This is a genomic window from Rhizobium sp. PP-CC-3G-465, from assembly GCF_004343445.1.
Classification (GTDB): Bacteria; Pseudomonadota; Alphaproteobacteria; order Rhizobiales; family Rhizobiaceae; genus Ferranicluibacter; species Ferranicluibacter rubi.
In genome coordinates this window covers 15,148-37,582 of the sequence record NZ_SLYH01000014.1, presented here as the reverse complement: position 1 = coordinate 37,582, position 22,435 = coordinate 15,148, and the positions used below count along the sequence as shown (strand labels likewise).

General features: G+C 58.5%; 22 protein-coding genes, 1 pseudogene and 1 other annotated feature. Of the genes and pseudogenes, 14 read left to right on the top strand and 9 right to left on the bottom strand.

All coding sequences use genetic code 11. The annotated features are described in order from the left end of the window. Positions 1 to 5 precede the first annotated feature (5 nt). A complete protein-coding gene (locus tag C8J33_RS23760) occupies positions 6 to 809 on the bottom strand; it encodes a TniB family NTP-binding protein (protein ID WP_245507271.1) in 804 nt (267 codons plus the stop codon). A 71-nt stretch (positions 810 to 880) separates the two neighbouring features. Next, the gene (locus tag C8J33_RS23755; protein WP_132665574.1) at positions 881 to 2,479 is read right to left on the bottom strand and encodes a Mu transposase C-terminal domain-containing protein; all 1,599 of its coding nucleotides are present in this window, start codon (positions 2,477 to 2,479) and stop codon (positions 881 to 883) included. A 120-nt stretch (positions 2,480 to 2,599) separates the two neighbouring features. Between C8J33_RS23755 and C8J33_RS23750 the strand changes: the two genes are divergently transcribed. Further along, positions 2,600 to 3,664 carry a site-specific integrase gene (locus C8J33_RS23750; protein ID WP_132665573.1) on the top strand — a complete coding sequence of 355 codons (1,065 nt, stop codon included), beginning with the start codon at positions 2,600 to 2,602 and terminating at the stop codon, positions 3,662 to 3,664. A gap of 221 nt (positions 3,665 to 3,885) precedes the next feature. On the opposite strand, the pseudogene C8J33_RS27675 reads toward C8J33_RS23750, so the two are convergent. The 3 genes and pseudogenes from C8J33_RS27675 to C8J33_RS23740 form a co-directional block, all read right to left on the bottom strand. Continuing rightward, positions 3,886 to 4,137, bottom strand: a pseudogene (locus tag C8J33_RS27675) (IS3 family transposase); the annotation flags it as partial. After that, positions 3,916 to 4,030, bottom strand: a sequence feature (AL1L pseudoknot). It overlaps the preceding pseudogene by 115 nt. Positions 4,138 to 4,165: 28 nt before the next feature. Further along, positions 4,166 to 4,642 carry a chemotaxis protein CheW gene (locus C8J33_RS23745; protein ID WP_132665572.1) on the bottom strand — a complete coding sequence of 159 codons (477 nt, stop codon included), beginning with the start codon at positions 4,640 to 4,642 and terminating at the stop codon, positions 4,166 to 4,168. Further along, positions 4,642 to 6,567 carry a HAMP domain-containing methyl-accepting chemotaxis protein gene (locus C8J33_RS23740; RefSeq protein ID WP_132665571.1) on the bottom strand — a complete coding sequence of 642 codons (1,926 nt, stop codon included), beginning with the start codon at positions 6,565 to 6,567 and terminating at the stop codon, positions 4,642 to 4,644. Before C8J33_RS23740 ends, C8J33_RS23745 begins: the two co-directional genes overlap by 1 nt. A gap of 623 nt (positions 6,568 to 7,190) precedes the next feature. Here C8J33_RS23740 and C8J33_RS23735 point away from each other — a divergent pair. Next, positions 7,191 to 7,403 carry a DUF7673 family protein gene (locus C8J33_RS23735; protein WP_422038997.1) on the top strand — a complete coding sequence of 71 codons (213 nt, stop codon included), beginning with the start codon at positions 7,191 to 7,193 and terminating at the stop codon, positions 7,401 to 7,403. Continuing rightward, complete coding sequence (locus C8J33_RS27160; protein ID WP_165910826.1) at positions 7,403 to 7,555, top strand: hypothetical protein; 153 nt, start codon at positions 7,403 to 7,405, stop codon at positions 7,553 to 7,555. Before C8J33_RS23735 ends, C8J33_RS27160 begins: the two co-directional genes overlap by 1 nt. 274 nt (positions 7,556 to 7,829) lie before the next feature. Here C8J33_RS27160 and C8J33_RS23730 read toward each other — a convergent pair whose 3' ends face one another. From C8J33_RS23730 to repA, 4 genes are all read right to left on the bottom strand, one after another. Continuing rightward, positions 7,830 to 8,855: an alginate lyase family protein gene (locus C8J33_RS23730; protein ID WP_165929871.1), complete on the bottom strand. Its 1,026-nt coding sequence runs from the start codon at positions 8,853 to 8,855 to the stop codon at positions 7,830 to 7,832. A gap of 765 nt (positions 8,856 to 9,620) precedes the next feature. Then, positions 9,621 to 10,829, bottom strand: coding sequence for a plasmid replication protein RepC (repC, locus tag C8J33_RS23725; RefSeq protein WP_132665588.1), 1,209 nt, complete (start codon positions 10,827 to 10,829; stop codon positions 9,621 to 9,623). Positions 10,830 to 10,982: 153 nt separating this feature from the next. Beyond that, on the bottom strand, positions 10,983 to 11,954 hold the full coding sequence (repB, locus tag C8J33_RS23720; protein WP_165929870.1) for a plasmid partitioning protein RepB: 972 nt from the start codon (positions 11,952 to 11,954) through the stop codon (positions 10,983 to 10,985). Further along, positions 11,951 to 13,186 carry a plasmid partitioning protein RepA gene (gene repA, locus C8J33_RS23715; protein ID WP_132665569.1) on the bottom strand — a complete coding sequence of 412 codons (1,236 nt, stop codon included), beginning with the start codon at positions 13,184 to 13,186 and terminating at the stop codon, positions 11,951 to 11,953. The genes repB and repA overlap by 4 nt, the downstream gene beginning before the upstream one ends. Positions 13,187 to 13,585: 399 nt before the next feature. Between repA and C8J33_RS23710 the strand changes: the two genes are divergently transcribed. Genes C8J33_RS23710 through trbH form a run of 11 tightly spaced genes read left to right on the top strand, consistent with a single transcriptional unit; the run spans position 13,586 to position 22,433 of the window. Next, the gene (locus C8J33_RS23710) at positions 13,586 to 14,212 is read left to right on the top strand and encodes an acyl-homoserine-lactone synthase (protein ID WP_132665568.1); all 627 of its coding nucleotides are present in this window, start codon (positions 13,586 to 13,588) and stop codon (positions 14,210 to 14,212) included. A 10-nt stretch (positions 14,213 to 14,222) separates the two neighbouring features. Further along, entirely contained in the window at positions 14,223 to 15,200 is a 978-nt protein-coding gene (gene trbB, locus C8J33_RS23705; RefSeq protein ID WP_132665567.1) for a P-type conjugative transfer ATPase TrbB, read from the top strand. Beyond that, positions 15,190 to 15,573: a TrbC/VirB2 family protein gene (locus C8J33_RS23700; protein WP_132665566.1), complete on the top strand. Its 384-nt coding sequence runs from the start codon at positions 15,190 to 15,192 to the stop codon at positions 15,571 to 15,573. The genes trbB and C8J33_RS23700 overlap by 11 nt, the downstream gene beginning before the upstream one ends. Next, positions 15,566 to 15,865: a conjugal transfer protein TrbD gene (locus C8J33_RS23695; RefSeq protein WP_165910823.1), complete on the top strand. Its 300-nt coding sequence runs from the start codon at positions 15,566 to 15,568 to the stop codon at positions 15,863 to 15,865. Before C8J33_RS23700 ends, C8J33_RS23695 begins: the two co-directional genes overlap by 8 nt. Before the next feature lie 10 nt (positions 15,866 to 15,875). Then, entirely contained in the window at positions 15,876 to 18,332 is a 2,457-nt protein-coding gene (locus C8J33_RS23690; protein ID WP_132665565.1) for a conjugal transfer protein TrbE, read from the top strand. Further along, the gene (trbJ, locus tag C8J33_RS23685) at positions 18,304 to 19,107 is read left to right on the top strand and encodes a P-type conjugative transfer protein TrbJ (protein WP_132665564.1); all 804 of its coding nucleotides are present in this window, start codon (positions 18,304 to 18,306) and stop codon (positions 19,105 to 19,107) included. The genes C8J33_RS23690 and trbJ overlap by 29 nt, the downstream gene beginning before the upstream one ends. After that, positions 19,104 to 19,307 carry an entry exclusion protein TrbK gene (gene trbK / locus C8J33_RS23680; protein ID WP_245507269.1) on the top strand — a complete coding sequence of 68 codons (204 nt, stop codon included), beginning with the start codon at positions 19,104 to 19,106 and terminating at the stop codon, positions 19,305 to 19,307. Before trbJ ends, trbK begins: the two co-directional genes overlap by 4 nt. Beyond that, positions 19,301 to 20,482, top strand: a complete 1,182-nt coding sequence (gene trbL / locus C8J33_RS23675; RefSeq protein WP_132665563.1) for a P-type conjugative transfer protein TrbL — start codon at positions 19,301 to 19,303, stop codon at positions 20,480 to 20,482. Before trbK ends, trbL begins: the two co-directional genes overlap by 7 nt. A 19-nt stretch (positions 20,483 to 20,501) precedes the next feature. Then, entirely contained in the window at positions 20,502 to 21,164 is a 663-nt protein-coding gene (locus C8J33_RS23670) for a conjugal transfer protein TrbF (RefSeq protein ID WP_132665562.1), read from the top strand. Between the two features lie 15 nt (positions 21,165 to 21,179). After that, entirely contained in the window at positions 21,180 to 21,992 is an 813-nt protein-coding gene (gene trbG / locus C8J33_RS23665; RefSeq protein ID WP_132665561.1) for a P-type conjugative transfer protein TrbG, read from the top strand. A gap of 3 nt (positions 21,993 to 21,995) precedes the next feature. Continuing rightward, complete coding sequence (trbH, locus tag C8J33_RS23660) at positions 21,996 to 22,433, top strand: conjugal transfer protein TrbH (RefSeq protein WP_132665560.1); 438 nt, start codon at positions 21,996 to 21,998, stop codon at positions 22,431 to 22,433. The last annotated feature ends 2 nt before the right edge of the window (positions 22,434 to 22,435 follow it).

Sequence of the window (22,435 nt, the reverse complement as noted above, 5' to 3'; positions counted from 1 at the left end):
TCCCCTCAGGCCTCAGCAAAGGGCGGTGGCGCGGCAACCCGGTGATCGAGGATCGCGGCTGGCGTGATCCGTTCGGTTGAGGTGAGAATGGCCTCCAAGGCCAGGGCGATCACCATCCGGAATATAGAGGCTGTGATGCCGCCATTGACCTCGACCAAGCGTTTTAGCGCGCTGTCGGTCAGCTCGGACGGCAAGCGCAGTGGCAACGACCGTAGAAGGCCGCCGATCAGACCGTGGAAGTCGGTGTCGTGCCGCCAAGGCGGCAGGCCATAGGGCTCGAAACGGCTGTTGAGATGGGCGTCACCCCGGATCGCATCCCGTGCCTCGTGAGAGCCGAGGCAGATCAGCGGAATGCGCAACTCGTTACCGAGGAAGCGCAGCAGATTGAGCATGCGGCGCTGCTCGCGATAAGTGCCGGCAATCAGGTTCTGGACCTCGTCGATGACCAGTATGCGCGGCGCGGTTTCCTGCAGCAGTCGGAGCGCTTGGGTTTCGAGTTGTCCGATCGTCGCGCGCGTAGGCGGCGGAGCGCCGATTACCGAAAGCAGGCGATGATAGAAGCGGCCCTCGTTCGGCGAGGCAACCATCTGCACGGCGATGACAGGTCGGTGGTAGATGCCGCTCGTTTCATCGAAGCTCGGCGGATGGGCGCGGACGAACTTCTCGATGATCATTGTCTTGCCCATGCCCGAGGCGCCGAAAATCAACAAATTGGGCATGCGGGCACGCTTGGGAAACAGAAGAAGGTCCTCAAGTTTGTCGAGTGCCTGCCGGGCACGGGGATAATCGATCCACCGGTCTACTCTCATATGCTCGATGCGCTCGCGATCGGGCAGACCGGCATGGGCCTCAACAGCGGGATCAAGGTGCGGATAGGCCATCATTCCCACACCTCGACTGGAAAGTGCGGCAAGGCGAGCACAGGCTCGTCCAATGGTCCGCTTGGCGGGAGTGCGGGCTTCTCCTGCAGATGAGCACGCCGCGCACGCAGTCTGCGCATTTGCGTGGTTTCCCGGGTCGCTTGGTCGACAAGCGCCCGTTGCGCAGCAATGGTCTGGAAGATCGTCTCCTCGCCGATCTCGCGGCGGCCGAGGGCTCGCTGCACGCGCATCGCCGCCTTCTGCTCCCACAGCGTGATGGCCGGGCGTCCAGGATTACGTGTCGGCGCCATCAGATAATTGCCGCCCAGCTTGACGAAGACCCGATGCAGATCCCGTGGATCATATTTGATCACTACCTTGTCGTCACACCGCCCGATCCAAGGCGCAAAGCCGTCAGACCAATAACAGATATTGTGGATGTGGATCCCGGTTCGCCGCAGAACACGCGGCTCGAACGGCAGGAAATCGATGAGAAAGGCGAGCGGATCATGCACCTGCCGCGCAGGACATACAGATATAGCTTCATTCCAGGCCGCGTCCGGCGGCCGACCGATACCGCGATGAAGGTCGGAATGGTAGGCGATGATCTCCAGCGCCAGCCAGGCCTCGAGCTCACGCATCGTCATCACCGCGCGCGCCTCGGAATCATAGTCACCGCGCTCCAGCACATTGGAGAAGTGCGTACCGGGCAATAGATGCACCGCGCCCATCATCGTGCCGATCAGCCGTTCGATATGCCCACCAAATCGAGGCGTTCCTGGCGGCCGGTAAGAGACGACGATGTTGTGGTCGTCACAGCCCCGCTTGAACGCGCGCGCGTGGAATTCGGCGCCGTTGTCGACATGAATGCATTCTGGCAAGCCGCTTGCGGGCCACTCCAGGGCTATTCCGCGATCCTCCAGCCACCGCGTCTTATCGATGATCGAATGTGTCAGGCAAAGCGCCACCGACGTCACCGAAGGCGCCTCCAGGGACAGGTAGAACCCCAGAACCATTCGGGTGCAGACATCGATGGCAATGGTGAGGATTGGCCGGCCGATCGGCTGCCGTTCGATCGGATCGACCACGGTTACGTCGACCTTCGTGTGATCTATCTGAACCACCTGCAGCGGACGCGCAGCTGAAAACTCGCCAGGTAGCGCCAGGAATTGCGCATCGGCCCGCGCTTTCCCCTCACGGCGGCGTGTCATGGCTTCTACATCCAAAGTCGCGAGATAGCCCTTCAGGCGCCTGATTGACGGTGGCGGCAAATGCTCCGCTCGGCAGTCGGCAGCGATGTGCTTGCGCAGTCGAGTTACCGTCGGGCTTTCCGGAGTGGCATAGAATGTCGTAATGTTGCGATCGACGATCGTCTTCAGAGCGGGATCAAAGGCGTCGATGCCCGCGCGCCGCCCCGGCTTCCGGTGAATAAGCGCCGCGGCACGCTCCTCAGCCCTGAACCGCTTCAGCCAGCGGAATAGCGTTGCGCGGCTGACTGCAAGCTCCGCCATTGCGTCGGCGACGTCGCCGGCCGTGGGACGCAGCGGTACCCGCCGCAGAACATCTGCATGCCGGAGGAAGTCCTGCCATTCGTCTTCAGTGAGCTGTTCACGCCGCATAGCCTTCACGGGCCTGGTATATCGAGGTAATCTCACCATATCTGAATCGCGTGACAGTTCAGTCTCAACGAAACCGAAACGGTCTCACGAAATCTGAATCGGCTAACCCATTGGTAACAAATGAATTCCAGTCTCGCGAAAAGCGGTCAGCTGACAGGCGGAAGCCCCCTCCTCTCTCCCGCCGGCGACGATCAGACGCCAACCCATCTCGCCAACCTTGCCGATCGTGCCCGGGGCTACGTCGCAGCGGCCAGCTCCGCGAATACACGAAAAGCCTACGCAGCCGACTGGAAGCATTTTTCCGCGTGGTGCCGTCGGTCCAATCTGGCTCCCCTCCCCCCGCATCCACAAACCGTCGGTCTCTACATCACGGCCTGCGCGTCGGGCGTGGCGACGCGCGGCGTGAAGTCGAACGCGGTATCGACGATCGAGCGACGTCTGGCGTCCTTGTCCTGGAACTATGCCCAGCGCGGCCTCTCGCTCGATCGCAAGGATCGTCATATCGCAACCGTCATGTCCGGCATCCGCAAGAGCCATGCCAAACCTCCGGTTCAGAAAGAAGCGGTGCTGGCGGAAGACATCATCGCCATGATCGAGACGCTTGATCGCGGCACGCTGCGCGGCCTGCGTGATCGCGCCATGCTGCTGATCGGCTATGCTGGCGGCCTGCGCCGCTCCGAGATCGTCGGTCTCGATCTGAAAGCCGAGCAGACGGAAGACGGGCGCGGGTGGATCGAGATCCTTGATCAGGGTATGCTCGTTACGCTACGGGGCAAGACCGGATGGCGCGAGGTCGAGGTGGGGCGTGGATCATCGGACACCACCTGCCCCGTTGTGGCGGTGGAGACCTGGATCCGATTTGCAAAGCTGATCCACGGGCCCCTGTTCCGCAGGGTAACCGGAGAAGGCAAGGCCGTCGGGCCGGATCGTCTCAACGACCGGGAGGTGGCGCGACTGGTGAAGCGCGCGGCGATGGCCGCCGGTGTCCGTGGAGATCTCAGCGAGATCGAGCGGACGCTGAAATTCTCCGGCCACTCGCTGCGCGCGGGTCTTGCGTCCTCGGCCGAAGTCGATGAGCGCTATGTTCAGAAACAGCTTGGGCATGCCTCCGCTGAGATGACGCGTCGCTATCAGCGCAGGCGGGATCGGTTCCGGGTGAACCTGACGAAGGCTGCAGGTCTATAGCACTCGATTATGGGGTAGTGTGACCGCTACCAGCCCCTAATCGGTCTCTGCGATAGCCAACCTCATGCCGACACGGTGCAAGGAAATCAACACCCGCAGCTTCTTGCCCCGGGCTCCGACCCTCTTGGTAGGATTATCGTGCGCTATCGACGATTGATCCGCCGTCAGTTGCCGCGATTCCTCCGAACGAAGGGGAGCCACTCAACGAGCGCGATCTTAGTCTGTTCGGTGACATTCTCGTAGTAGGTTGACGGGGCAATAGGTAATAGTCTGCAGATCGGCTCGACCCAGAATACGCCACGGTGTTCCTATGAACGAGATAATCGTTTGAAGGGGCGGTCGAGCTCCGCCTGGTCGAAATATGCAGACGCCTTGCGCAATATCCCATTGGCTTGACGAAACTCGCGGTTCTCACGCTCCAGAGCCTTTATCTTCTCGGCAACATCGCACGACAGGCCTGCTCGCTTGCCGCTGTAGACCTAACAACGTCGCATCAGGTGTTTAAGCCGCGGACAATGCTGCCTCATCCTGAACATCGAACATTCGTTCGAGGTTGAGAAAGCAGATCATGCCTTCGGGTTGAGCAATGATCCCGTCCGCATAGTCTGTACCGCTCGTAACGCTGATTTCGGGGACTGGCTGCAACTGGTTCGTGGCGACTGTGAGTATGTCCGAAACGCGATCGACCAGAAGTCCCATCACCATGCCATGGACTTCAGCGACCACGATGGCGCTGCGCTCGTTTGGCACTGTGCTCGGCATGCCCAGCTTGTTAGCAAGATCGATGACCGGGATGACCGTGCCGCGAAGGTTCATCACGCCGAGCACGTCGGACGGCGCATGGGGGATCGGCGTCGCCGGGCCCCATCCGCGAATTTCGCGGATGGAGATAGTGCGCACGCAGAACTCTTGATCGTGCAGGCGGAACGCGATGATCTCGAACGTGTCGCCTAAGATCGCGTGGGCGTTCGGGCTCATCAGAATTCCTCCCAGCTTTCCTTGACGGCAGCGTTGCCGGAGAAAGATCTTGTCACTTTTCCCGCGATCTTCCGCGCAGGCGACGCCACATGCCGATGTGCGGAGCCAGCCGCCATGACGGCCGCTGTCTGTCGCAAGGTATGTCCGACCTGAAACTGCCCGATGAGATCGCGAAGGCGCTCGGCCTCGGAAACCAGTGCGGCACTGGCGGCATTGCTTTCTTCCACCATGGCCGCATTCTGCTGCGTCACTTGGTCCATCTGGTTGACAGCCGTGTTGACCTCGGCGAGACCGACGGACTGCTCGCGTGCCGACGTTGCGATCGCATCCATATGCTGGTTGATCGTTATGACGTAGCCTTCGATCGTGCGAAGGGAGTCACCCGTTTCGCTCACCAGTTGGACGCCGCTCTTCACCTCGACGGAGGAGTTGCGGATCAGCTCCTTGATCTCCTTGGCGGCTTTAGCGGAGCGCTGGGCCAGTTCGCGCACCTCTTGGGCTACGACGGCAAAACCCTTGCCGGCCTCTCCGGCACGAGCGGCTTCCACGCCTGCGTTCAGCGCGAGCAGGTTGGTCTGAAAGGCGATCTCGTCGATGACGCCGATGATGTTGGCAACCTGATCGGAAGACTGTTCGATCTTCTGCATGGCATCGACCGCGTTGGCGACAACCTTGCCGGACTGGACGGCACTGGCATTCGCCTGCACGGCTACCGAACGCGCCTCGTCGGCGCGCTTTGAGGAGTTAGAGACGTTCGCCGTGATCTGGTCGAGAGCGGCTGCGGTCTCCTCCAGTGAGGCGGCCTGCTGCTCCGTCCGTTTAGACAGGTCGTCGCTGCTCTGGCTGATCTCACGGGAGCCGTTGTCGATCTGCACAGTTGCCTGAGCAACCGAACGCAGGGTTTCCGCCAGCTGCGAGACGGCGCCATTCAGATCGTGACGAAGAGCATCAAAATCGGGAGAAAAGGGATCGTTGAGCTGGAAGCTCAGATCGCCGGACGCCAGACGGCGAAGACCTGTGGCAAGACCCGAGGTTGCTTCCTGAAGGCGAGCCTGAGCTGCAGCTTCGGCTTCGGCTGTCAGGCGAACGCGATCTGCCTCCCCCTGAAGACGGGCTTTTTCGGCTTCTTCTTCCAGACGCTTGTTGGCGATCGCCGCCTGACGGAAGACTTCGACAGCACCTGCCATCTCGCCGATTTCATCAGCGCGGCCACCATAGGGGACCAAGGTTGCGGTGTCGCCGCCGGCCAGTTTCGTCATGGCGCTGGTGATGGTGCGGATGGGTTTTGCAATGCCGGTCACGGCAAACACGATGGCGCCAAGGATGAAGGCTGCAAGGAAACTGATGGCCACGATCGTCATGGTCAGCGTGGTGCTGAACACCGCCTGGCTAGCTTCATAGCTTTCTTTGGCGCCTTTTTCATTAATCTGCACGAGCTTGGTGAGGTTTTCGCGGATGCGCGTACCAAACGGGCCCATTGCTTCCTGGAGTACGGCCCGCGCTTCCATATCCTTACCTGCCGTTGACAACACCATAAGCTTGTCGCCTTCGGCCACGTAACCAGCGAAATCTTGCCGAACCACTTTCATGAGCTCGAGCTCAATCGGGAAAGTGTAAATCGCTTCATATTTAGAGGCTATTTCAGGAAATGCAGCTGCCAACGTCTTGACCTTCACTTCCATAGCTCGGGTCGCCGCGTCGTCTGGCGCTAGAATATGGTCACGATAGGCGATGCGAAGCTCAGCCTGCTGCTGGAACATGTCTTTGGCAATGGCCAAACCAGGCATCCAAGTTGTCGAAAGGCTGGTAACGAACTGATTGGTCGTCTGAAGCCTATTGATGGAGTAGGCGGCGAAACCGCCCACGATCATGCCAATGGCAACGAACATGCCGATGAGTGCCATCTTAATACTGGGTCTGGACATTTTGGTCCCTGAAGCCGGTCCATCAGCAGCCTCATATCGCCTTGGGATCATTTAGCATAGACTTCATGTCCCGCAATGATGCAAACATACAACCAAATTATTAAGGCTTTTGGAGCGCGGAAACTTTTTTAGAACGCCCTGTACGCGAATTGAATTCCTTCCCGTTCGCTCTGCGGGCCATGCACTTGGAGCAACGCCAATCGTTCATGTATAAGAACGGGGGGGCGATTCCTCGCATTCCGCGCATGCCAAGACTGCTGATTCAGGCCCACTGCTTTTGTTGAAAAACTGTCCGGTATCAAATCGGTATGGCGCCCGGTTTTCGGTCCGAACGCCGTGTTTTAAATCACCGGAATTTACAGGTAGATGGCTTCCGTCCATCCAGCGGGATCAATAGAATAGGGCGCACTCCCTCTTGCGAATAAAACCATAAACTCATAATCAGAGCCAACAATTTCCGTTTAGCGCTTCAATTGAAAATGAGATCTGAAAAGCGACACCCACATTGCTGAATCGTTCCGCAAATCACCGCTAGCAAAGGCTCGTCCTGTGGAAGATCGCGTCCGTTTCGCCTTGAAAAGTTGCTGAACATCGCCCATCAGGATACGGGCCAGGGAAAGTGAGTGGCCAACTTCCTGCTGGCCTGGTGGAACGCCGAGGTGCATGGCGGCTTCGATCTCACTGACCTCGCCAATGTCGATCGTGACGTTGCGGACGACATGGCCACGATCTTCACTTGGCTCGCCCGTGAAGACGACCTTGCCTATCCCACCGATTATCGCAGGGAGGTCGAGCAGATCATCGCACATTGGCGCCCGAAAACTGGGACGGCCTGATGCCAAGCACCCGCAAACAACCGACCCTGCATGGTTGTGAACGACGGTCCAGCAAGATCGATACGCTCGCCTCGGTGCTGCCGTTCGGACGCCAGGACGAGCTGGCAAAGCTCTTCACCGACAACGAAGGACCGGCGCGAGTGGGGGACTAGCGGCCATTCGTGACTCGTCTCTTGGCATCCCTGACGTGAATTGAGTGCGGCAGCTTGGCCATTCTCTCAAAAAATTATCTGCATTTGAGAGTGTACACGCATCCTTTCCTGCAGCCTATAAGCACAACCGCGACGGAAACAGCTTCAAAACCTTGATCCATTCGAGCTTGCGGCTCTGGTCGCGCGCTCTCTCTAGCCGTCCTGAAACTGATTAATCTGCGACGATGGAGCGGCGACAGAGCATTTCGGTTGATGATGGTCACCCCTTTCCAGTTCACCGGCCGGCGAACGTGGCCGTCATGTTGCCGCCCAGCCGCGTATCTTGCAACGGGCGCAGTTGCACGCGTTTTGCGGCTGCTATGCCGGTGCACCGCACTGTCCAGCAATATGGCTCGAGCCAGGCAAGTTTGGATTTCTTCTCCTCAGGGTCAACCGGCACTTGCCTGGTGCCAGTCTTCGCCGCGAAAGGGCGAGGGTCGTCGTAGGCGGTAACGGCGCGTTCCACCGCGCGGTGCAGGGCGTCGTGGCCCTCCCCCGCTAGATCCACATTGTTGGCCTTGCCGAACGCGGCCATCATTGCCGCCGGCGTCACGGCATAGACCTGGTAGTCTGCCGCGCGCGTCTGTCGCTTCAGTTCGTTGGGCAAGAAGCCGTCGGCATCCACTTGCTCGGCAAAGATTGCATACATGTCCTTTGCCCAGTCAAATTGATCGCGGCGATTGGTGACGATGCTCGTGGCCATCACGCTCCAGGCTGCCCAGTAATAGTGATTGTTGATCTTCTCGCGCGCGTCATCCTTGTCCCATTCACGGGTGACGTGATCGGCGATCGTCCCGAGCCAGTCATCGATCTCAGCAGCTTTCGAGGCGTAAACGAGAAGCGGCTGCGAGCGCGAAAACTTGAGGCGTAGCCATGCACCACTCAGGCTCGCGAGGGCCCATTTGCGTTCCGACTTTCCGGTGTGATTGACCGCCGGGCCGAGAAGCGCCTTTGCGTTGGCCCATGCACCGTACCATGCAACGACACATTGCAGCGTCCGCGTCGAACCGCTGTCTAAATATTGATCGACAAGTTTGACGGCCCCCTTCTCCATGTCACGGATGGGTTTGGTAAGCGCCTTGTACCTCTCGCTGGACTCTTGATTGAGAATGTTGCGCGATTTGCCCGAACCTTGGTACTTGCTCGGGAAGTCCAGTGCTTCCGTGAACGGCACAGGTGACGGCGTACACGGTCCCACCAAACGGCTGCTGTGACGCACCTCACCGTAATAGCCGGGCGGTGGCACCAAATCATTCGCCAATGCAGGCCTTGCCATACCGCTCGATGTGAGGACCAAGGCAATCACAGCGGCGACAGGCGTATGTAGATGTCTGCACATCTTGCGATTCTAGCTAAATAGACGAAGGGTGGAAAGCGTCGTCACCCCTCAATGTCGATGACAGATCCACCGAGGCGCGAGAGCACGAAAAGTTTGATCCCGGATATCAAGCGGCTCCAGACGAGGTGCGCCTTGAGAATGAAGAACGCGAACCCTGTTCCCGTCCCAGAAGGATGATAGCGCCGGGGACATACAGATATCTGGGGAGGAGATAGACCAAGACAGCTTCGCAGATTTTTGCCGGACCCAGGAATATCACGACCGTCGGGACTCTCAGCTTAATGCGGCAGATCGTTCAACCTAGATCCAAGGTCGGAGGAGGCGGCCATCCCGCATTAGCTGAACGATCGAGAATTTGAGCCTCTGTGCAAGCGAGTGTGGTAGCCGCAGACATTCGCGGATTCTACAGCGAGACCGATCAGGCGGAGTACCTCTCCGTACACTCGCCAACAGGACTTTGCTTTGCCAACGGAACTGGATAGGCGTTCCATGCGGAAGCAGTTTGACAATGCATAGACCGTCGTGCCCGTTCGCTTTGAGCAATGGCGCGGCCCTATTTTTCTTCCTCGGGAGAAGGTTCAAGAAATATAACCTATGGCAAAAACAGCATCAGGAAACTTGGAAAAATCCTGATTGAAAAATATCCTTTCTTTTCATGTAGTTAAACGTGTAGGCAGCTGCCAACTACTAACCTGCCTTCAAACCTTCCTGACCGTTGGCATTCAGCAAAGCCATAATCATGGGCCCGAGTGAAAACTCACCTCGCTCAGTTCGGCGCGTCAGATCGCGGAGATAAGCGCCGGGTGAGTTTATGAAATTCGCTCGTTCGAGAATGCAAGCCATGGTCGCCGCGGCATTCTCCGCTCCCATAACGTCGCAGGCGTCCTGATACGCTGACGGGCTAACACCAAGCATTGATCGAACCACGACAGCCGCGGACATCAGATCCCGCCAACTGTCGACGCGACCACCTCGCCCGTAATCCGTGATTGAGGGGCAAGCCTTCAGGACAACGGAAAGCGGAAATGCCTTCACTGGGTGCTTGTCGCGCAGTCGAAGATCGCTCGCTTTCGCCTCTGGCTGTTTTCTTAAGCCAGGTTCAAGTTCATTTAGGGAGTCTGTATTTGAATTCTGTATGTGCTGCTCATTATGGGCAGCATTGGCGCTCGTAAAATCACAAAAATGACGTGCTTCCAAGCGATTGACGACTTCTTCCTGCAGCATCTGCATTTCCTCCAGAATGGCTTCGATTTCAGCAAGGCTTGGAGCACGAGGGATTCTTCCCACCAACGCAACATACATGCCCTCCGCATCCGCCCAGTCACCCTCAGCACCTTCTTCCACAGCCGCTGAAATTAACTTGCGAACATCTCGCCGGCAAATCGTCAAACTCTCCTTTGCTCGTCTCAAGTTTGCTCGGTCTGCTATGACCTGTTGTGCTAAGCCTGCCAGTTCCTCACAGCGGGCGAGCAGAGGAGAAAGGTCAAAGCCGAACGCGCTTTGGACAGCTCCTGCACTGTCTTTTCGGGCATAACGTTTGCCGTTGGCACTATCTTTGCGAACGATCAATCCCGCGTCGACCAGCACTCCAAGATGTCTGCGCAGCGTGGCTCCTGCCATGCCATGTGCACGAAGGGCCAGTTGCGCATTGGATGGAAATACGATCATCTGCGCGCCTTGGCGCAGCTCGTTTTCCGGATAGAAGCTCAAGAGGGCATCAAGGACGGCAAGGCTGTTCGACTGGATACCTAGCGGCACCATTGCCGCAGATGCATCCCGGAATATCTTCCACTTGTCGGCTGCTTTGCCCGCCGCGATCTCGGTCGTCTGCCGTCGCACAAGTGCGAGCGTCATCGGCCGCCGCCCGAAGGGCGTCGTTACACTTCCCGTTTGCATCATCTTCTACCTTTCAGAAGGCAAAATGAAACGGCTCACCAAAACGGTGCCAAAAGCTCTTGACGAGGATTCGAGGAAATGCGATTCTGTAGCTGCTAGACTTACAGATCGGGTTCCACGACGGCGACGTTGTGGGGCCTTTTCTTTTGCTGCTTAAGCTCCCTGTTTTTGTTTTGCTGCCCTGTGCGCTTCATAAAGCGCCGGAAGGTGTTCCACGATGAAGGCCGCAAAGTCCGGCGTTGCCTTCTTATCGATCGTGATTTCCATCTTGATCTTGTTCTGTTTCATCTGAGCCAACCGTTCTCCACCGGATGTTACCAGAACGTCCGGTGCGCCGCGCTGCGGGCGCGCTGGCTTGAGGTGAGCAACGACAAGCTTGAACCTTTCATCGGAAGGCGTTGCCTGCACGGCATCCGACTGAGCGTAGGAGGTCGCATCTTTGGATGATGACACCTTCTCCATAAGCTCCGCCAACTGTTGCCAGCTCGGCCGACCGATGCTTGGCGCGGGACCGATCGCCTCTATCAAGTCAAGAGGTAGGGCATCCACGAGCATCAACATTTTCGAGAGTGTGCTTTTGTCGACCGATAGCGACGACACGATCACGTCGCGCGGAAAACGATGTCTCAACGTCGCGGCAAACCTTGCCTTCTCAATGAAGCTCAGGTCCTGCCGCTCATTGTTCTCCTGGCCTTGAGCTATCACAAGTTGCTCATCCGTCAAATCACGAACGATCGCTTTGACCGCAAGACCCAATTCCTTCAACGCGCGGTGTCTGCGGTGTCCGAAGGCAACCTGATAGCGGCCCGGCATCTCGGGATGGGGGCGCACGAGGATAGGTACTTGCTGGCCTTGCTCGACTATCGATGCTTTCAAACCGTCAATACCGCCCGGCATGCGATCCTGCGCAAACGACGCATCGATTTCCGATGCGTCGAGGTCGACCACCACCTGCCCTTCGGCGAGCCGCTTCTCGATCTCGTCGGCTCTGCGCGTTCGATCATTCAAGTTACCGATCGATTCGCTCACGGCTGCCATTGATTTCGGCTTCATGAGCGGCTTTGTCGGCAGAGACAGCCCATCATCCGCATCACTAAGATGGTCGAATATTCCTTTCCGGCTCATGATCTTCCCCAAACCTGCTTGATCAAACCTTCGATTTCGGCGTTGACGTTATTCATGGACTCCAAAGCTCGGTCATAGGTCGTCCGGGTGAACTGGTTCCGTTCAACCTCGAACAGAGTCTGGTTGGTGAGGCCGGCGTCTGAAATTGCCGTGCTCTTCAACATTGAGTTGACCATCACATCATCGTTGAACATGCTCCGGAGCAACGCTACCATCTGATTTTGCGGACCATCGGTGGGTTCGAAACGTGTGATGAGAAACCTCATCCAGTTGTTTCGATCGTCCGCGCCGACGCTGGCAATTTCGTCGAGCAGATCGCTTGTCATCGCGAGAAACTGGTTCATGGACATCACATCCAACATTTGTGGATGGACGGTGATCAGGACCGAGGTCGCTGCAGTCAGGGCAGACATCGTGAGGAAGCCGAGTTGAGGAGGGCAATCGATAACGACAACGTCGTAGTCGTCTCCGACCTCTTCGATGACGGTCTGGATCCGCGCGAAGAAAATTGGCTCATTCGGTCGTTTCTGCATCAGCGCCTTGGGCGTGGTATGTTCGAACTCCATCAACTCGATATTTCCTGGAATGAGGTCCAGCCCAGGTATGTACGTCTTCCGAATTACGTCCCGCATCGACCGACGCTCGTCATCGTAGCGAATTGCGCCGTATATTGTTTCGTTCTCACCAACATCGACCTCTGGCTGGGTGCCAAACAGCGCTGACAGACTGGCCTGCGGATCAAGGTCGATCGCCAACACGCGATATCCCCGTAGGCCAAGATACTGCGCGAGATGAGCGGCAGTTGTCGTTTTTCCCGATCCGCCCTTGAAATTCATCACCGCAATGACTTGCAGGTCCTCGCCCTCGGTTCGGTTCTGGACATAGCGTCGGGGGACCCGTGCTCCACGGGTCGTTTCATCGAGCAGCTTTCGCAACTTCGCGACATCATCCACGCTGTAGACACGGCGGTTGCCTGGTCCGGTCACCGGCTTAAAGTCGTTGTCATCACGAGCTTCAAGATCAGCAACGACTGTCCGCAGATACCCTTCAGCGAGCCCAAAAAACTTGGCCACTTCTGCAGGCGTGAAGTTTCTAATGGTCTTCCTTGCAAGCGGCGGGAAGATCTTCGTTTGATGGGCCTGTAGCTGTTTCGATAATGTATTCGAATGACGTCGAACGACTTCCCGCAATGGGGAGGCCTTTAGTGCTGGTGCTTGCTTGCTCTTCGCCATTTTCTGCGCCTGTTGAGATGACCTGCGGTATAATGCGGGCTCACCCCAAAAACTCCGCAGGTCCAATAAGACGCGAACAGCTACGAGTCTGCAAGAGCTTTATCGTTAACAAGTCGTTAATGTCGCTACACTCTACAAAGCTCGGAATGATCGTATGATGAGATTAAGTTCATTAGATTCAATGATATGGACCGATGCCGTCGGTTTGATGGTTCCTGGATTGTTCTAGGGTAAATCCTACAAGCCGAGCTCCTCGAAATTGGGGAGAACCTACTGCAAGCACTAACGCGGCGTGTTCGCAAGCTGCGACTCACCGCTTTGGTCTATGTAGGATTCTACAACTGCACCTCAATTCCGATCTGTGCTCATTTCCTGTCGAACACAACGATGGAGAAATCGATGCAGGTTCTGGCTTTCTCAACACCACAAGATGTTCACGAGGCACGCGTTCTTCACAGCCATCACGAACTCCGAGCGCGCGTCTTCTCCAACCGCTTGGGCTGGGAGGTCGATGTCATTGACGGGTGCGAATCGGATGGTTTCGACAGGCTGAAACCGACCTATCTTTTTGCTCTCTCGAGCGCTGATACGGTCGCGGGCTGCGCTCGTCTTCTTCCCGCGCTCGGCCCGACGATGGTCGTAGACGTCTTCCCATCTCTTCTTCCCTCCGGACAGCTTGATGCGCACGAGGCCATGATCGAGAGCTCGCGTTTCTGCGTGGATACGACGCTCAGCGAGGGCAGGGGAGAGGGCTCGGTACACGAGGCGACACTAACCATGTTCGCCGGGATCATCGAATGGTCGATGGTAAACGGCTTCACGGATATCGTGACCGTCACCGATCTCGGGTTCGAGCGCATTTTGTCTCGCGTTGGCTGGCCGCTGAGGCGCTTGGGCGAACCGAAAAAGATCGGCGTCACGATGGCGGTGGCCGGAACCTTGCCGGCCAATGCAGAGATGTTTCAGAAACTCCGGCCAGCGGACTATCGCTCCAAATTCAACGATTCACTCGACCGAGCTGCGTGAGGGAGAACCCGTGACACAGCTCCTTTCCCATCCTCGGCTCGTCCGCAAACTCCAGGAGGCACTCGGCGATCAGCTCTGTGCCGCACTGGACGACGTAAGCGTCGTAGAGATCATGTTGAACCCAGATGGAAAGCTTTTCATCGAACGGCTCGGCCACGGTGTTTCCCCCGCCGGAGCCATGTCGTCCGCCGCCGCGGAAATGGTGATCGGTACGGTCGCCCATGCTCTTCAGACAGAGGTCGATGCGGATCAGCCCATCATTTCTGGTGAATTGCCGATCGGTGGGCATCGATTTGAGGGGTTGTTACCTCCGATCGTCGCCAAGCCAGCCTTCACGATCCGGCGCCGTGCATCGCGGCTGATACCGCTCGATGACTACGTCCGCATCGGCGTCATGACGAACTGCCAAGCCACAACGATCCGGAGCGCGATCGCGTCGCGTTTGAACATCATCATTTCCGGCGGTACAGGTTCAGGCAAGACCACACTCGCAAACGCCGTCATCGCCGAAATCGTGACGTCCGCGCCCGCCGACCGGATCGTCATCCTGGAGGATACCGCCGAGATCCAATGCGCCGCCGAGAATGCCGTCCTTCTGCACACCAGCGACATGGCGGATATGCACCGTCTGCTTAAAAGCACCATGCGCCTGCGGCCTGACCGCATTATTGTCGGCGAGGTCCGTGATGGGGCCGCCCTCACACTTTTGAAGGCCTGGAACACCGGTCATCCCGGCGGCGTGGCGACCATTCATTCCAACACCGCCATGTCGGCGCTTCGCCGATTGGAACAGTTGACTGACGAAGCCAGCCACCAGCCAATGCACGAGGTCATCGGCGAGGCCGTCGATCTGATCATTTCCATCGAAAGAACGCCTCGTGGACGGCGGGTGCGTGATGTCATCCATGTCGAGCGCTTCGTCAACGGCCGATACGAGATCCAGTCCGACCAGCCTACCGAAGAACAGGAGGCACGCCATGTCGCTTAGAGGCACCGCGATCGCGATTGCACGTTGTGCAGTCCCCATCTTTTTCCTATCGGTGATACCGGCTCTCGCCAGCTCGGGTGGCAGCCTTCCATGGGAGGGTCCGCTCGAACAAATCCAGGAATCGATCACCGGTCCGGTCGCCGGATACATTGCGCTTGCCGCGGTGGCGATCGCCGGCGGCATGCTGATTTTCGGCGGGGAGCTCAACGATTTCGCGCGGCGTCTGGTCTATGTGATGCTGGTTGCCGGCATCCTTTTGGGCGCCACGACAATCGTCGGCCTGTTCGGTGCGACCGGCGCCTCCATCGGCGCGACCGACACTTCGGCCACGACCTCTGGATCGGTGAGAGAAGGGGAGGGGGCTCATGGCTGAGCCCATGTCTGGCCTCCGTCGTCACCGCGTCCACCGCGCGCTCTCCCGTCCGAACCTGCTGATGGGCGCTGACCGGGAGCTTGTGCTGATCACCGGGCTTGCGTCCGTGATCCTGATCTTCGTTGTGTTGACCGTCTACTCGGCCATTTTTGGTGTTGCGGTCTGGATCGTCATCGTCGGGGCGCTGCGCATGATGGCGAAATCCGACCCAATGATGCGGCAGGTCTACCTCCGCCATATTTCCTACAAGCCCACCTATAGGCCGACGACCTCGCCGTGGCGCAAATTCTGAGGAGGCAAGGATGGCCGCTCTCAAACAGTTCAGGACCACTGGTCCGTCCTTCGCTGATCTCGTCCCTTATGCCGGCTTGGTGGACAATGGCATTCTCCTGCTGAAGGACGGCAGCTTGATGGCCGGCTGGTACTTCGCAGGGCCTGATGCCGAAAGCGCCACTGATCTAGAACGCAACGAGTTGTCGCGACAGATCAACGCCATTCTGTCGCGGCTTGGCAGCGGATGGATGATTCAGGTCGAAGCAATTCGGGTTCCGACGATCGACTATCCCTCCGAGGACCGCTGCCATTTTCCGGATTCTGTCACGCGCGCGATCGATGCCGAGCGCCGGGCGCAGTTTCGGCGCGAACAGGCGCATTTCGAAAGCCGGCATACCATCATCCTGACGCACCGGCCCCTCGAGTCGAAGAAGAGCCGCCTCAGCAAATACATCTATTCCGACAAGGAGAGCCGCAAGAAGACCTACGCGGACACCGTGCTCGTCATCTTCAAGAATGCCGTCCGCGAGATCGAACAGTATCTGGCCAGCACCCTGTCGATCCGGCGCATGGAAACTTGGGAGACAACCGAGCGGGGAGGGGAACGCGTTGTTCGGTACGACGAGCTTCTCCAGTTCATCCGGTTCTGCATCACGGGCGAAAACCATCCCGTCCGTCTGCCCGATCTGCCGATGTATCTCGACTGGCTGGCAACCGCCGAGCTTCAGCACGGTCTGACGCCGAAAATCGAGAGCCGCTTTCTCGGCGTGGTCGCCATTGATGGGCTGCCGGCGGAAAGCTGGCCGGGGATCCTCGGCAGCCTCGATCTTATGCCCCTGGCCTATCGCTGGTCGTCGCGTTTCATCTTTCTTGACGCGGAAGAGGCGCGGCAAAAGCTCGAGCGCACGCGCAAGAAATGGCAGCAGAAGGTGCGGCCGTTCTTCGATCAGCTTTTCCAAACGCAGAGCCGATCCGTCGACCAGGACGCCATGACCATGGTGGCCGAGACCGAGGATGCGATCGCGCAGGCGTCGTCGCAGCTTGTCGCCTATGGCTATTATACGCCGGTTGTCATTCTCTTCGATGAGGACCGCGAAGTGCTGCAGGAGAAGGCGGAGGCCATCCGCCGTTTGCTCCAGGCCGAAGGTTTCGGCGCGAGAATCGAGACCTTGAATGCGACCGATGCCTATCTCGGAAGCCTACCGGGGAACTGGTACTGCAATATTCGCGAGCCGCTGATCAACACCAGCAATCTCGCCGATCTCGTGCCCCTGAATTCCGTGTGGTCGGGTTCGCCCGTAGCACCTTGCCCGTTCTATCCTCGGAACTCGCCGCCATTGATGCAGGTCGCGAGCGGCTCGACGCCCTTCCGGCTCAATCTCCATGTCGATGACGTTGGACACACGCTGATTTTTGGCCCGACCGGCTCGGGCAAGTCCACACTTCTGGCGCTGATTGCCGCTCAGTTTCGCCGATACGAGCATGCGCAGATCTTCGCCTTCGACAAGGGGAATTCCCTGCTGCCCCTGACCCTGGCTGCCGGCGGCAATCACTATGACATCGGCGGCGATCAGGAAACGGGAGAGAGACGATTGTCGTTCTGCCCGCTCTGGGACCTTTCCACGGACGGCGATCGGGCTTGGGCGACCGAATGGATCGAGACGCTGGTCGCGGTGCAGGGAATCACCATCACGCCCGATCATCGCAACGCCATATCGCGCCAGGTGGCGCTCATGGGCGCTGCGCAAGGGCGATCGCTGTCGGATTTCGTCAGCGGCGTTCAGATGCGCGAGATCAAGGATGCCCTGCATCACTACACCGTCGATGGACCGATGGGACAGCTCCTCGATGCGGAGGAGGATGGACTAACGCTGCGCGCCTTTCAGTGCTTCGAGATCGAAGAGCTGATGAACCTCGGCGAACGCAGCCTGGTGCCCGTCCTCACCTATCTGTTTCGCCGGATCGAGAAGCGCCTCGACGGATCGCCAAGCCTGATCATACTCGACGAGGCCTGGCTCATGCTCGGCCATTCTGTCTTTCGCGCCAAGATCCGAGAATGGCTGAAGGTGCTGCGCAAGGCAAATTGCGCCGTCGTTCTCGCAACGCAGTCGATTTCCGATGCCGAACGCTCGGGCATCATCGACGTTCTGAAGGAATCCTGCCCGACAAAAATCTGCCTTCCGAATGGTGCCGCCCGCGAGGCGGGAACCCGCGAATTCTACGAGCGGATCGGCTTCAACGAACGCCAAATCGAGATCGTCTCAAACGCCATCCCGAAGCGCGAATATTATGTCGCGACCCCGGAGGGCAGAAGGCTGTTCGACATGTCGATTGGACCTGTCGCGCTCAGTTTCGTCGGCGCCTCCGGAACGGACGATCTCAAACGCATCCGCGCTCTGAAGCAAGAACATGGCCATGACTGGCCGATCCACTGGCTTGAATCGAGAGGAGTCCACGATGCTCGACCGCACCTCAACGACACATAAGTGGTTTGCCGTCCTGACCATCGGCGCCACAATAGTGAGCTCATCCAACCTTGCACGGGCGGGAACTGCGACCGGCGCTGCGACCGAGTGGACGCAGCTCGCCAACAATGCGCAGCTGATCGACCTCATGAAGAGTTCAGGCCTGCAGGTGGACAATCAGCTCACGCAGATCAGTCAACTGGCGGAGCAGATCCAGAACCAGCTCAGAATCTACCAGAACATGCTGCAGAACACCGCACAGCTGCCGAACCACATCTGGGGAGAGGTCGAGGCGGATCTCAACCAGCTTCGCAGCATTGTCGATCAGGGTCAGAGCATTGCGTTCTCCATGGGCAATGCCGACGATGTCCTGAAGCAGCGCTTCAAAAGCTACGCGGACCTGAAGACCAGCCTGCCGAATGCGGAGAGCTTTTCCATCACCTACCAGAGTTGGTCGGACACCAATCGCGACACGATCGGCAGCACGCTGAAAGCGGCAAGCCTGACTGCCGATCAGTTCGACAGCGAAGAGAGCACCATGAGCGCCCTTCGAAGCATGTCGGACTCGGCCAATGGCCAGGTCAAGGCGCTCCAGGTCGGTCACGAGATTGCCGCCCAGCAAGTCACACAGATGCAGAAGTTGCGAGGCCTTGTCTCGCAGCAGATGACGATGATGGGAACCTGGCTTCAGAGCGAACAGACCGACAAGGATCTGGCGCAGACGCGACGGGAGAAGTTCTTCAATGCCGACGTGACGACGATCCCAAGCGGCCAGAAGATGGAACCCCGCTGGTGAGCCGTCCCGCCATCCTGATCATTGCGCTGCTCGTGATGGCTGTGGGTGCGTCTGTTACGACACTGTTGGTCGTCAGGGCAACACAGCCCGAAAACACTCAACTGAGCGACGAGCAGCAGCTCACGCGCCAAAAAGTCTTTGGCTTCAGCTATGAGCTTCCGCCGATCGAAAAGGGGCAGGAGATGCGACCACGATGGTAAGAAGCGATCTCGATCGGATGCTATTGCTTACGGGACTTTTGTGCCTCCTGATTGCAACCCCGGCCTTCGCCCAGCAGGGACAGGTTCTGACCGAGCTGGAAAACCAGGTTTCCACAGCCGCGAAAGGCTGGGAAGGCACCATCACGGATGCGGCCCGGTCTCTGTTCTGGATCCTCGCCGGGATCGAAATTGGCATTGCCGCCGTATGGCTGGCGCTTCAGGCGGCCTCGCTCGACAGCTGGTTTGCCGAACTCGTTCGCCGCGTCATGTTCATCGGCTTTTTCGCTTTCGTCTTGAATCAGGGGCCAACGTTCGCACGGACGGTCGTCGATAGCTTGTATCAGATTGGCGCCAACGGTGGATCGGCCTCCCCGGCCGAGGTCTTCGACGCCGGCATCCGCGTTGCCTCGCAAATGTCCCAGCAAGCCAAGTTCGGCGTGTTCGAGGACAACGCTCTCGCGATCGCGGCGGTTCTGGCGATGGGCGTGGTGGTGATCTGCTTCTCGCTCGTCGCGGCAATGTTCGTGGCTGTCATGGTCGAGATGTATGTCGGTCTGCTGGCCGGCATGATCATGCTTGGTCTCGGCGGCTCGTCGTCCACCAAGGACTTTGCCATCCGCTACCTGGTCTACGCCTTTGGCGTCGGCATGAAGCTGATGGCGCTGGTGATGATCGCAAAGATCGGGTCGGAAGTCCTGCTCGGTCTCGCACAGGCCCCGACGGCCGAATCCGACCAGTTCATCACGACGCTCGCCATCGCCGGCATCTCCGTCGTCGTCTTCATTATCGCTATGTACGTGCCGAACATCATACAGGGCGTCGTGCAAGGAGCTTCCGTATCTGGCGGTATGGAGGCCATCCGCCATGGCGGGCAATCTGCTTCTTTTGCTGCAGGCGGAGCATTTCTTGCCGCAGGTGCGGCTGGCGCCGGCCTAGCCGCAGCTCAGGCGGCGCGTAACGGTGGCTCATCCGTCGCTGGAGCAGCTTTGCGCGGCATGGGGTCTGGAATTGGCTCAGCCGGCAAAGCTGCCGGGGTCGCCGTTAAGGAAAAGGCGATCGGATCTCCTGGCGCCTATGCCGGCTCCATTCTGGGACTGGCGAACACAAAACTGGACGAGAGCCGTAGCGGTTCCATTGGGCCAAAACCGTCTCCCGAACGAACTGACAGATCCTAAGCAGAGAGGGAGCCACGTGATGACATCACATCACAGCACGGAAAGTCCTTACCTCGCCGCCCGACAGGAATGGACGGAGCGGTACGGCTCCTACATCCAGGCGGCGCGCGTGTGGCGGATCGTCGGGATTCTCGGGCTCTCGATGGCCGTAATCGGCTTCAGCTATGCAATCTATCTTAGCACTCAGGTCAAGCTGGTGCCCTACATCGTCGAAGTTGATAAACTCGGCAATTCCGTCACGGTCGGCTTCCCGCAGCAGATCGATTATGCCGATCCCCGCGTCGTGCGCGCGACGCTCGGCAATTTTGTCACGAGTTTCCGCTCGATTACGCCGGATGCCGTGGTGCAGAAGCAGTATATCGACCGGACCTATGCGCTGTTGCGAACCTCTGATCCGTCAACCCAGAAGGTCAACGCCTGGTTTCGAGGAAATTCACCGTTCGAAAAGGCGAAGACATCGACGGTTTCTATCGAGGTCAGCAACATTGTGGCGCTTTCCAACCAGACCTACCAGATCGACTGGACCGAGTATGAGCGCGACCGGAAGGGGAAGGAGACCGGCACGCGCCGGTTCCGCGGGATCGCGACGGTGACACTGACCGCACCACAGGACGAGGCCATCATCCGGCTCAATCCGATCGGTCTCTACGTCCAGGATTTCGATTGGACCGCACAGCTTTAAGCGCAGGGGAGTTTCATGCAACGAACAGGAATGATCGCGGCCGTCGGCTGCATGGCCGGACTTTTAGCTGCGTGCAGCGCATCTGCGCAATCCTTAACATCGAACGAGGTCAAGGGAACCAAGATCTCCAGCAAGTGGCGGGGAACACCTGGCCTGGTCACAACCGGTCCCGATGGCAAGGTCATCTTCCTATTCGGAGAAACCCAGCCATCCGTCGTGTGCTCGCCGCTCCAGGTGTGTGACATCGAATTGCAGGGTGGAGAGATAGTCCGCGACGTTCTGGTCGGCGACACCGTGCGTTGGAAGGTGGAGCCTGCGACCTCTGGCGCGACCGGAGGCCAGGCGATCCATCTGATCGTCAAACCATCCGAGGCCGGGCTTGTTACATCGATGGTCGTAACGACGTCTCGGCGGACCTACCACATCCAGCTCAAGTCCCATCCAAGCCAGTACATGGCCCGTGTCGGCTTCGAATATCCTGAAGATGTCTCGACCAAGCTCGCCGACATCAACGCCCGAATCGAGGCGGTTGGCATCCCTGGTGCTGCTCCTGACAAACTCAACTTCTCCTACTCGGTCAGCGGAAGTGCTGCCTGGAAGCCGAAGCGCATCTACTCGGACGGGGACAAGACCTACATCCAGTTTCCGAAATCGATCTCGGGGCAGGACGCGCCCGTCCTCTTTGTGGTCAGCGGCGGCCAGAACCGGATCGTCAACTATCGCATGAAGAACGACATGATGATCGTCGACTATGCGGTCGATAAGGCGATCCTTGTTTCGGGCGTCGGATGGCGGCAACAAAAAATTACCATTCGGCGGGGAGGGTAAGTCATGCACAGGCTCCTCATTCCCCTTTTCACGGCACTGTCTCTCGCCGGCTGCCAAACTGCCGACGAGACGCTCACCACAAACTCAGATCCTATCACTATCACCGGAGCAACTGCCGGCGCGATCGCTGGTGATATGGCAAGCAGGCTCGCCGAGCAGATTGGTCTAGCCGGCTCAACGGTCATCAAGATGGACAAAGACACCTCAGAATACGCCGCAGCGCTCGAGGGGGCGTTAAAAGGGTGGGGCTACACCGTGATCGTCGACGGAAAGACCGCCGAGAATCATAAGCCGGTGGAGCTCGCCTGGTCGGTCGACAGCTTCGACGGCCAGGTTCTGGCGCGTCTGACAACGCCATCGATCGCGCTTGCCCGCGCTTATGCGCCGTCCGCCGCTGGTGCCACACCCGCAAGTCCGTTGTCGATCATTCACAGAGACTGAGA

Excerpts from the sequence above, each read along its gene's own strand:
- trbG (WP_132665561.1), top strand. The coding sequence starts at position 21,180 with ATGCAACGAACAGGAATGATCGCGGCCGTCGGCTGCATGGCCGGACTT.
- C8J33_RS23745 (WP_132665572.1), bottom strand. The coding sequence starts at position 4,642 with ATGAGCCCGAACGCCCACGCGATCTTAGGCGACACGTTCGAGATCATC.
- C8J33_RS23695 (WP_165910823.1), top strand. The coding sequence starts at position 15,566 with ATGGCTGAGCCCATGTCTGGCCTCCGTCGTCACCGCGTCCACCGCGCG.
- C8J33_RS27160 (WP_165910826.1), top strand. The coding sequence starts at position 7,403 with ATGCCAAGCACCCGCAAACAACCGACCCTGCATGGTTGTGAACGACGG.
- trbJ (WP_132665564.1), top strand. The coding sequence starts at position 18,304 with ATGCTCGACCGCACCTCAACGACACATAAGTGGTTTGCCGTCCTGACC.
- C8J33_RS23700 (WP_132665566.1), top strand. The coding sequence starts at position 15,190 with ATGTCGCTTAGAGGCACCGCGATCGCGATTGCACGTTGTGCAGTCCCC.
- repC (WP_132665588.1), bottom strand. The coding sequence starts at position 10,829 with ATGCAAACGGGAAGTGTAACGACGCCCTTCGGGCGGCGGCCGATGACG.
- C8J33_RS23740 (WP_132665571.1), bottom strand. The coding sequence starts at position 6,567 with ATGTCCAGACCCAGTATTAAGATGGCACTCATCGGCATGTTCGTTGCC.
- C8J33_RS23670 (WP_132665562.1), top strand. The coding sequence starts at position 20,502 with ATGACATCACATCACAGCACGGAAAGTCCTTACCTCGCCGCCCGACAG.
- repA (WP_132665569.1), bottom strand. The coding sequence starts at position 13,186 with ATGGCGAAGAGCAAGCAAGCACCAGCACTAAAGGCCTCCCCATTGCGG.
- trbL (WP_132665563.1), top strand. The coding sequence starts at position 19,301 with ATGGTAAGAAGCGATCTCGATCGGATGCTATTGCTTACGGGACTTTTG.
- C8J33_RS23755 (WP_132665574.1), bottom strand. The coding sequence starts at position 2,479 with ATGCGGCGTGAACAGCTCACTGAAGACGAATGGCAGGACTTCCTCCGG.
- repB (WP_165929870.1), bottom strand. The coding sequence starts at position 11,954 with ATGAGCCGGAAAGGAATATTCGACCATCTTAGTGATGCGGATGATGGG.
- C8J33_RS23710 (WP_132665568.1), top strand. The coding sequence starts at position 13,586 with ATGCAGGTTCTGGCTTTCTCAACACCACAAGATGTTCACGAGGCACGC.
- C8J33_RS23750 (WP_132665573.1), top strand. The coding sequence starts at position 2,600 with ATGAATTCCAGTCTCGCGAAAAGCGGTCAGCTGACAGGCGGAAGCCCC.
- trbH (WP_132665560.1), top strand. The coding sequence starts at position 21,996 with ATGCACAGGCTCCTCATTCCCCTTTTCACGGCACTGTCTCTCGCCGGC.
- C8J33_RS23690 (WP_132665565.1), top strand. The coding sequence starts at position 15,876 with ATGGCCGCTCTCAAACAGTTCAGGACCACTGGTCCGTCCTTCGCTGAT.
- C8J33_RS23760 (WP_245507271.1), bottom strand. The coding sequence starts at position 809 with ATGAGAGTAGACCGGTGGATCGATTATCCCCGTGCCCGGCAGGCACTC.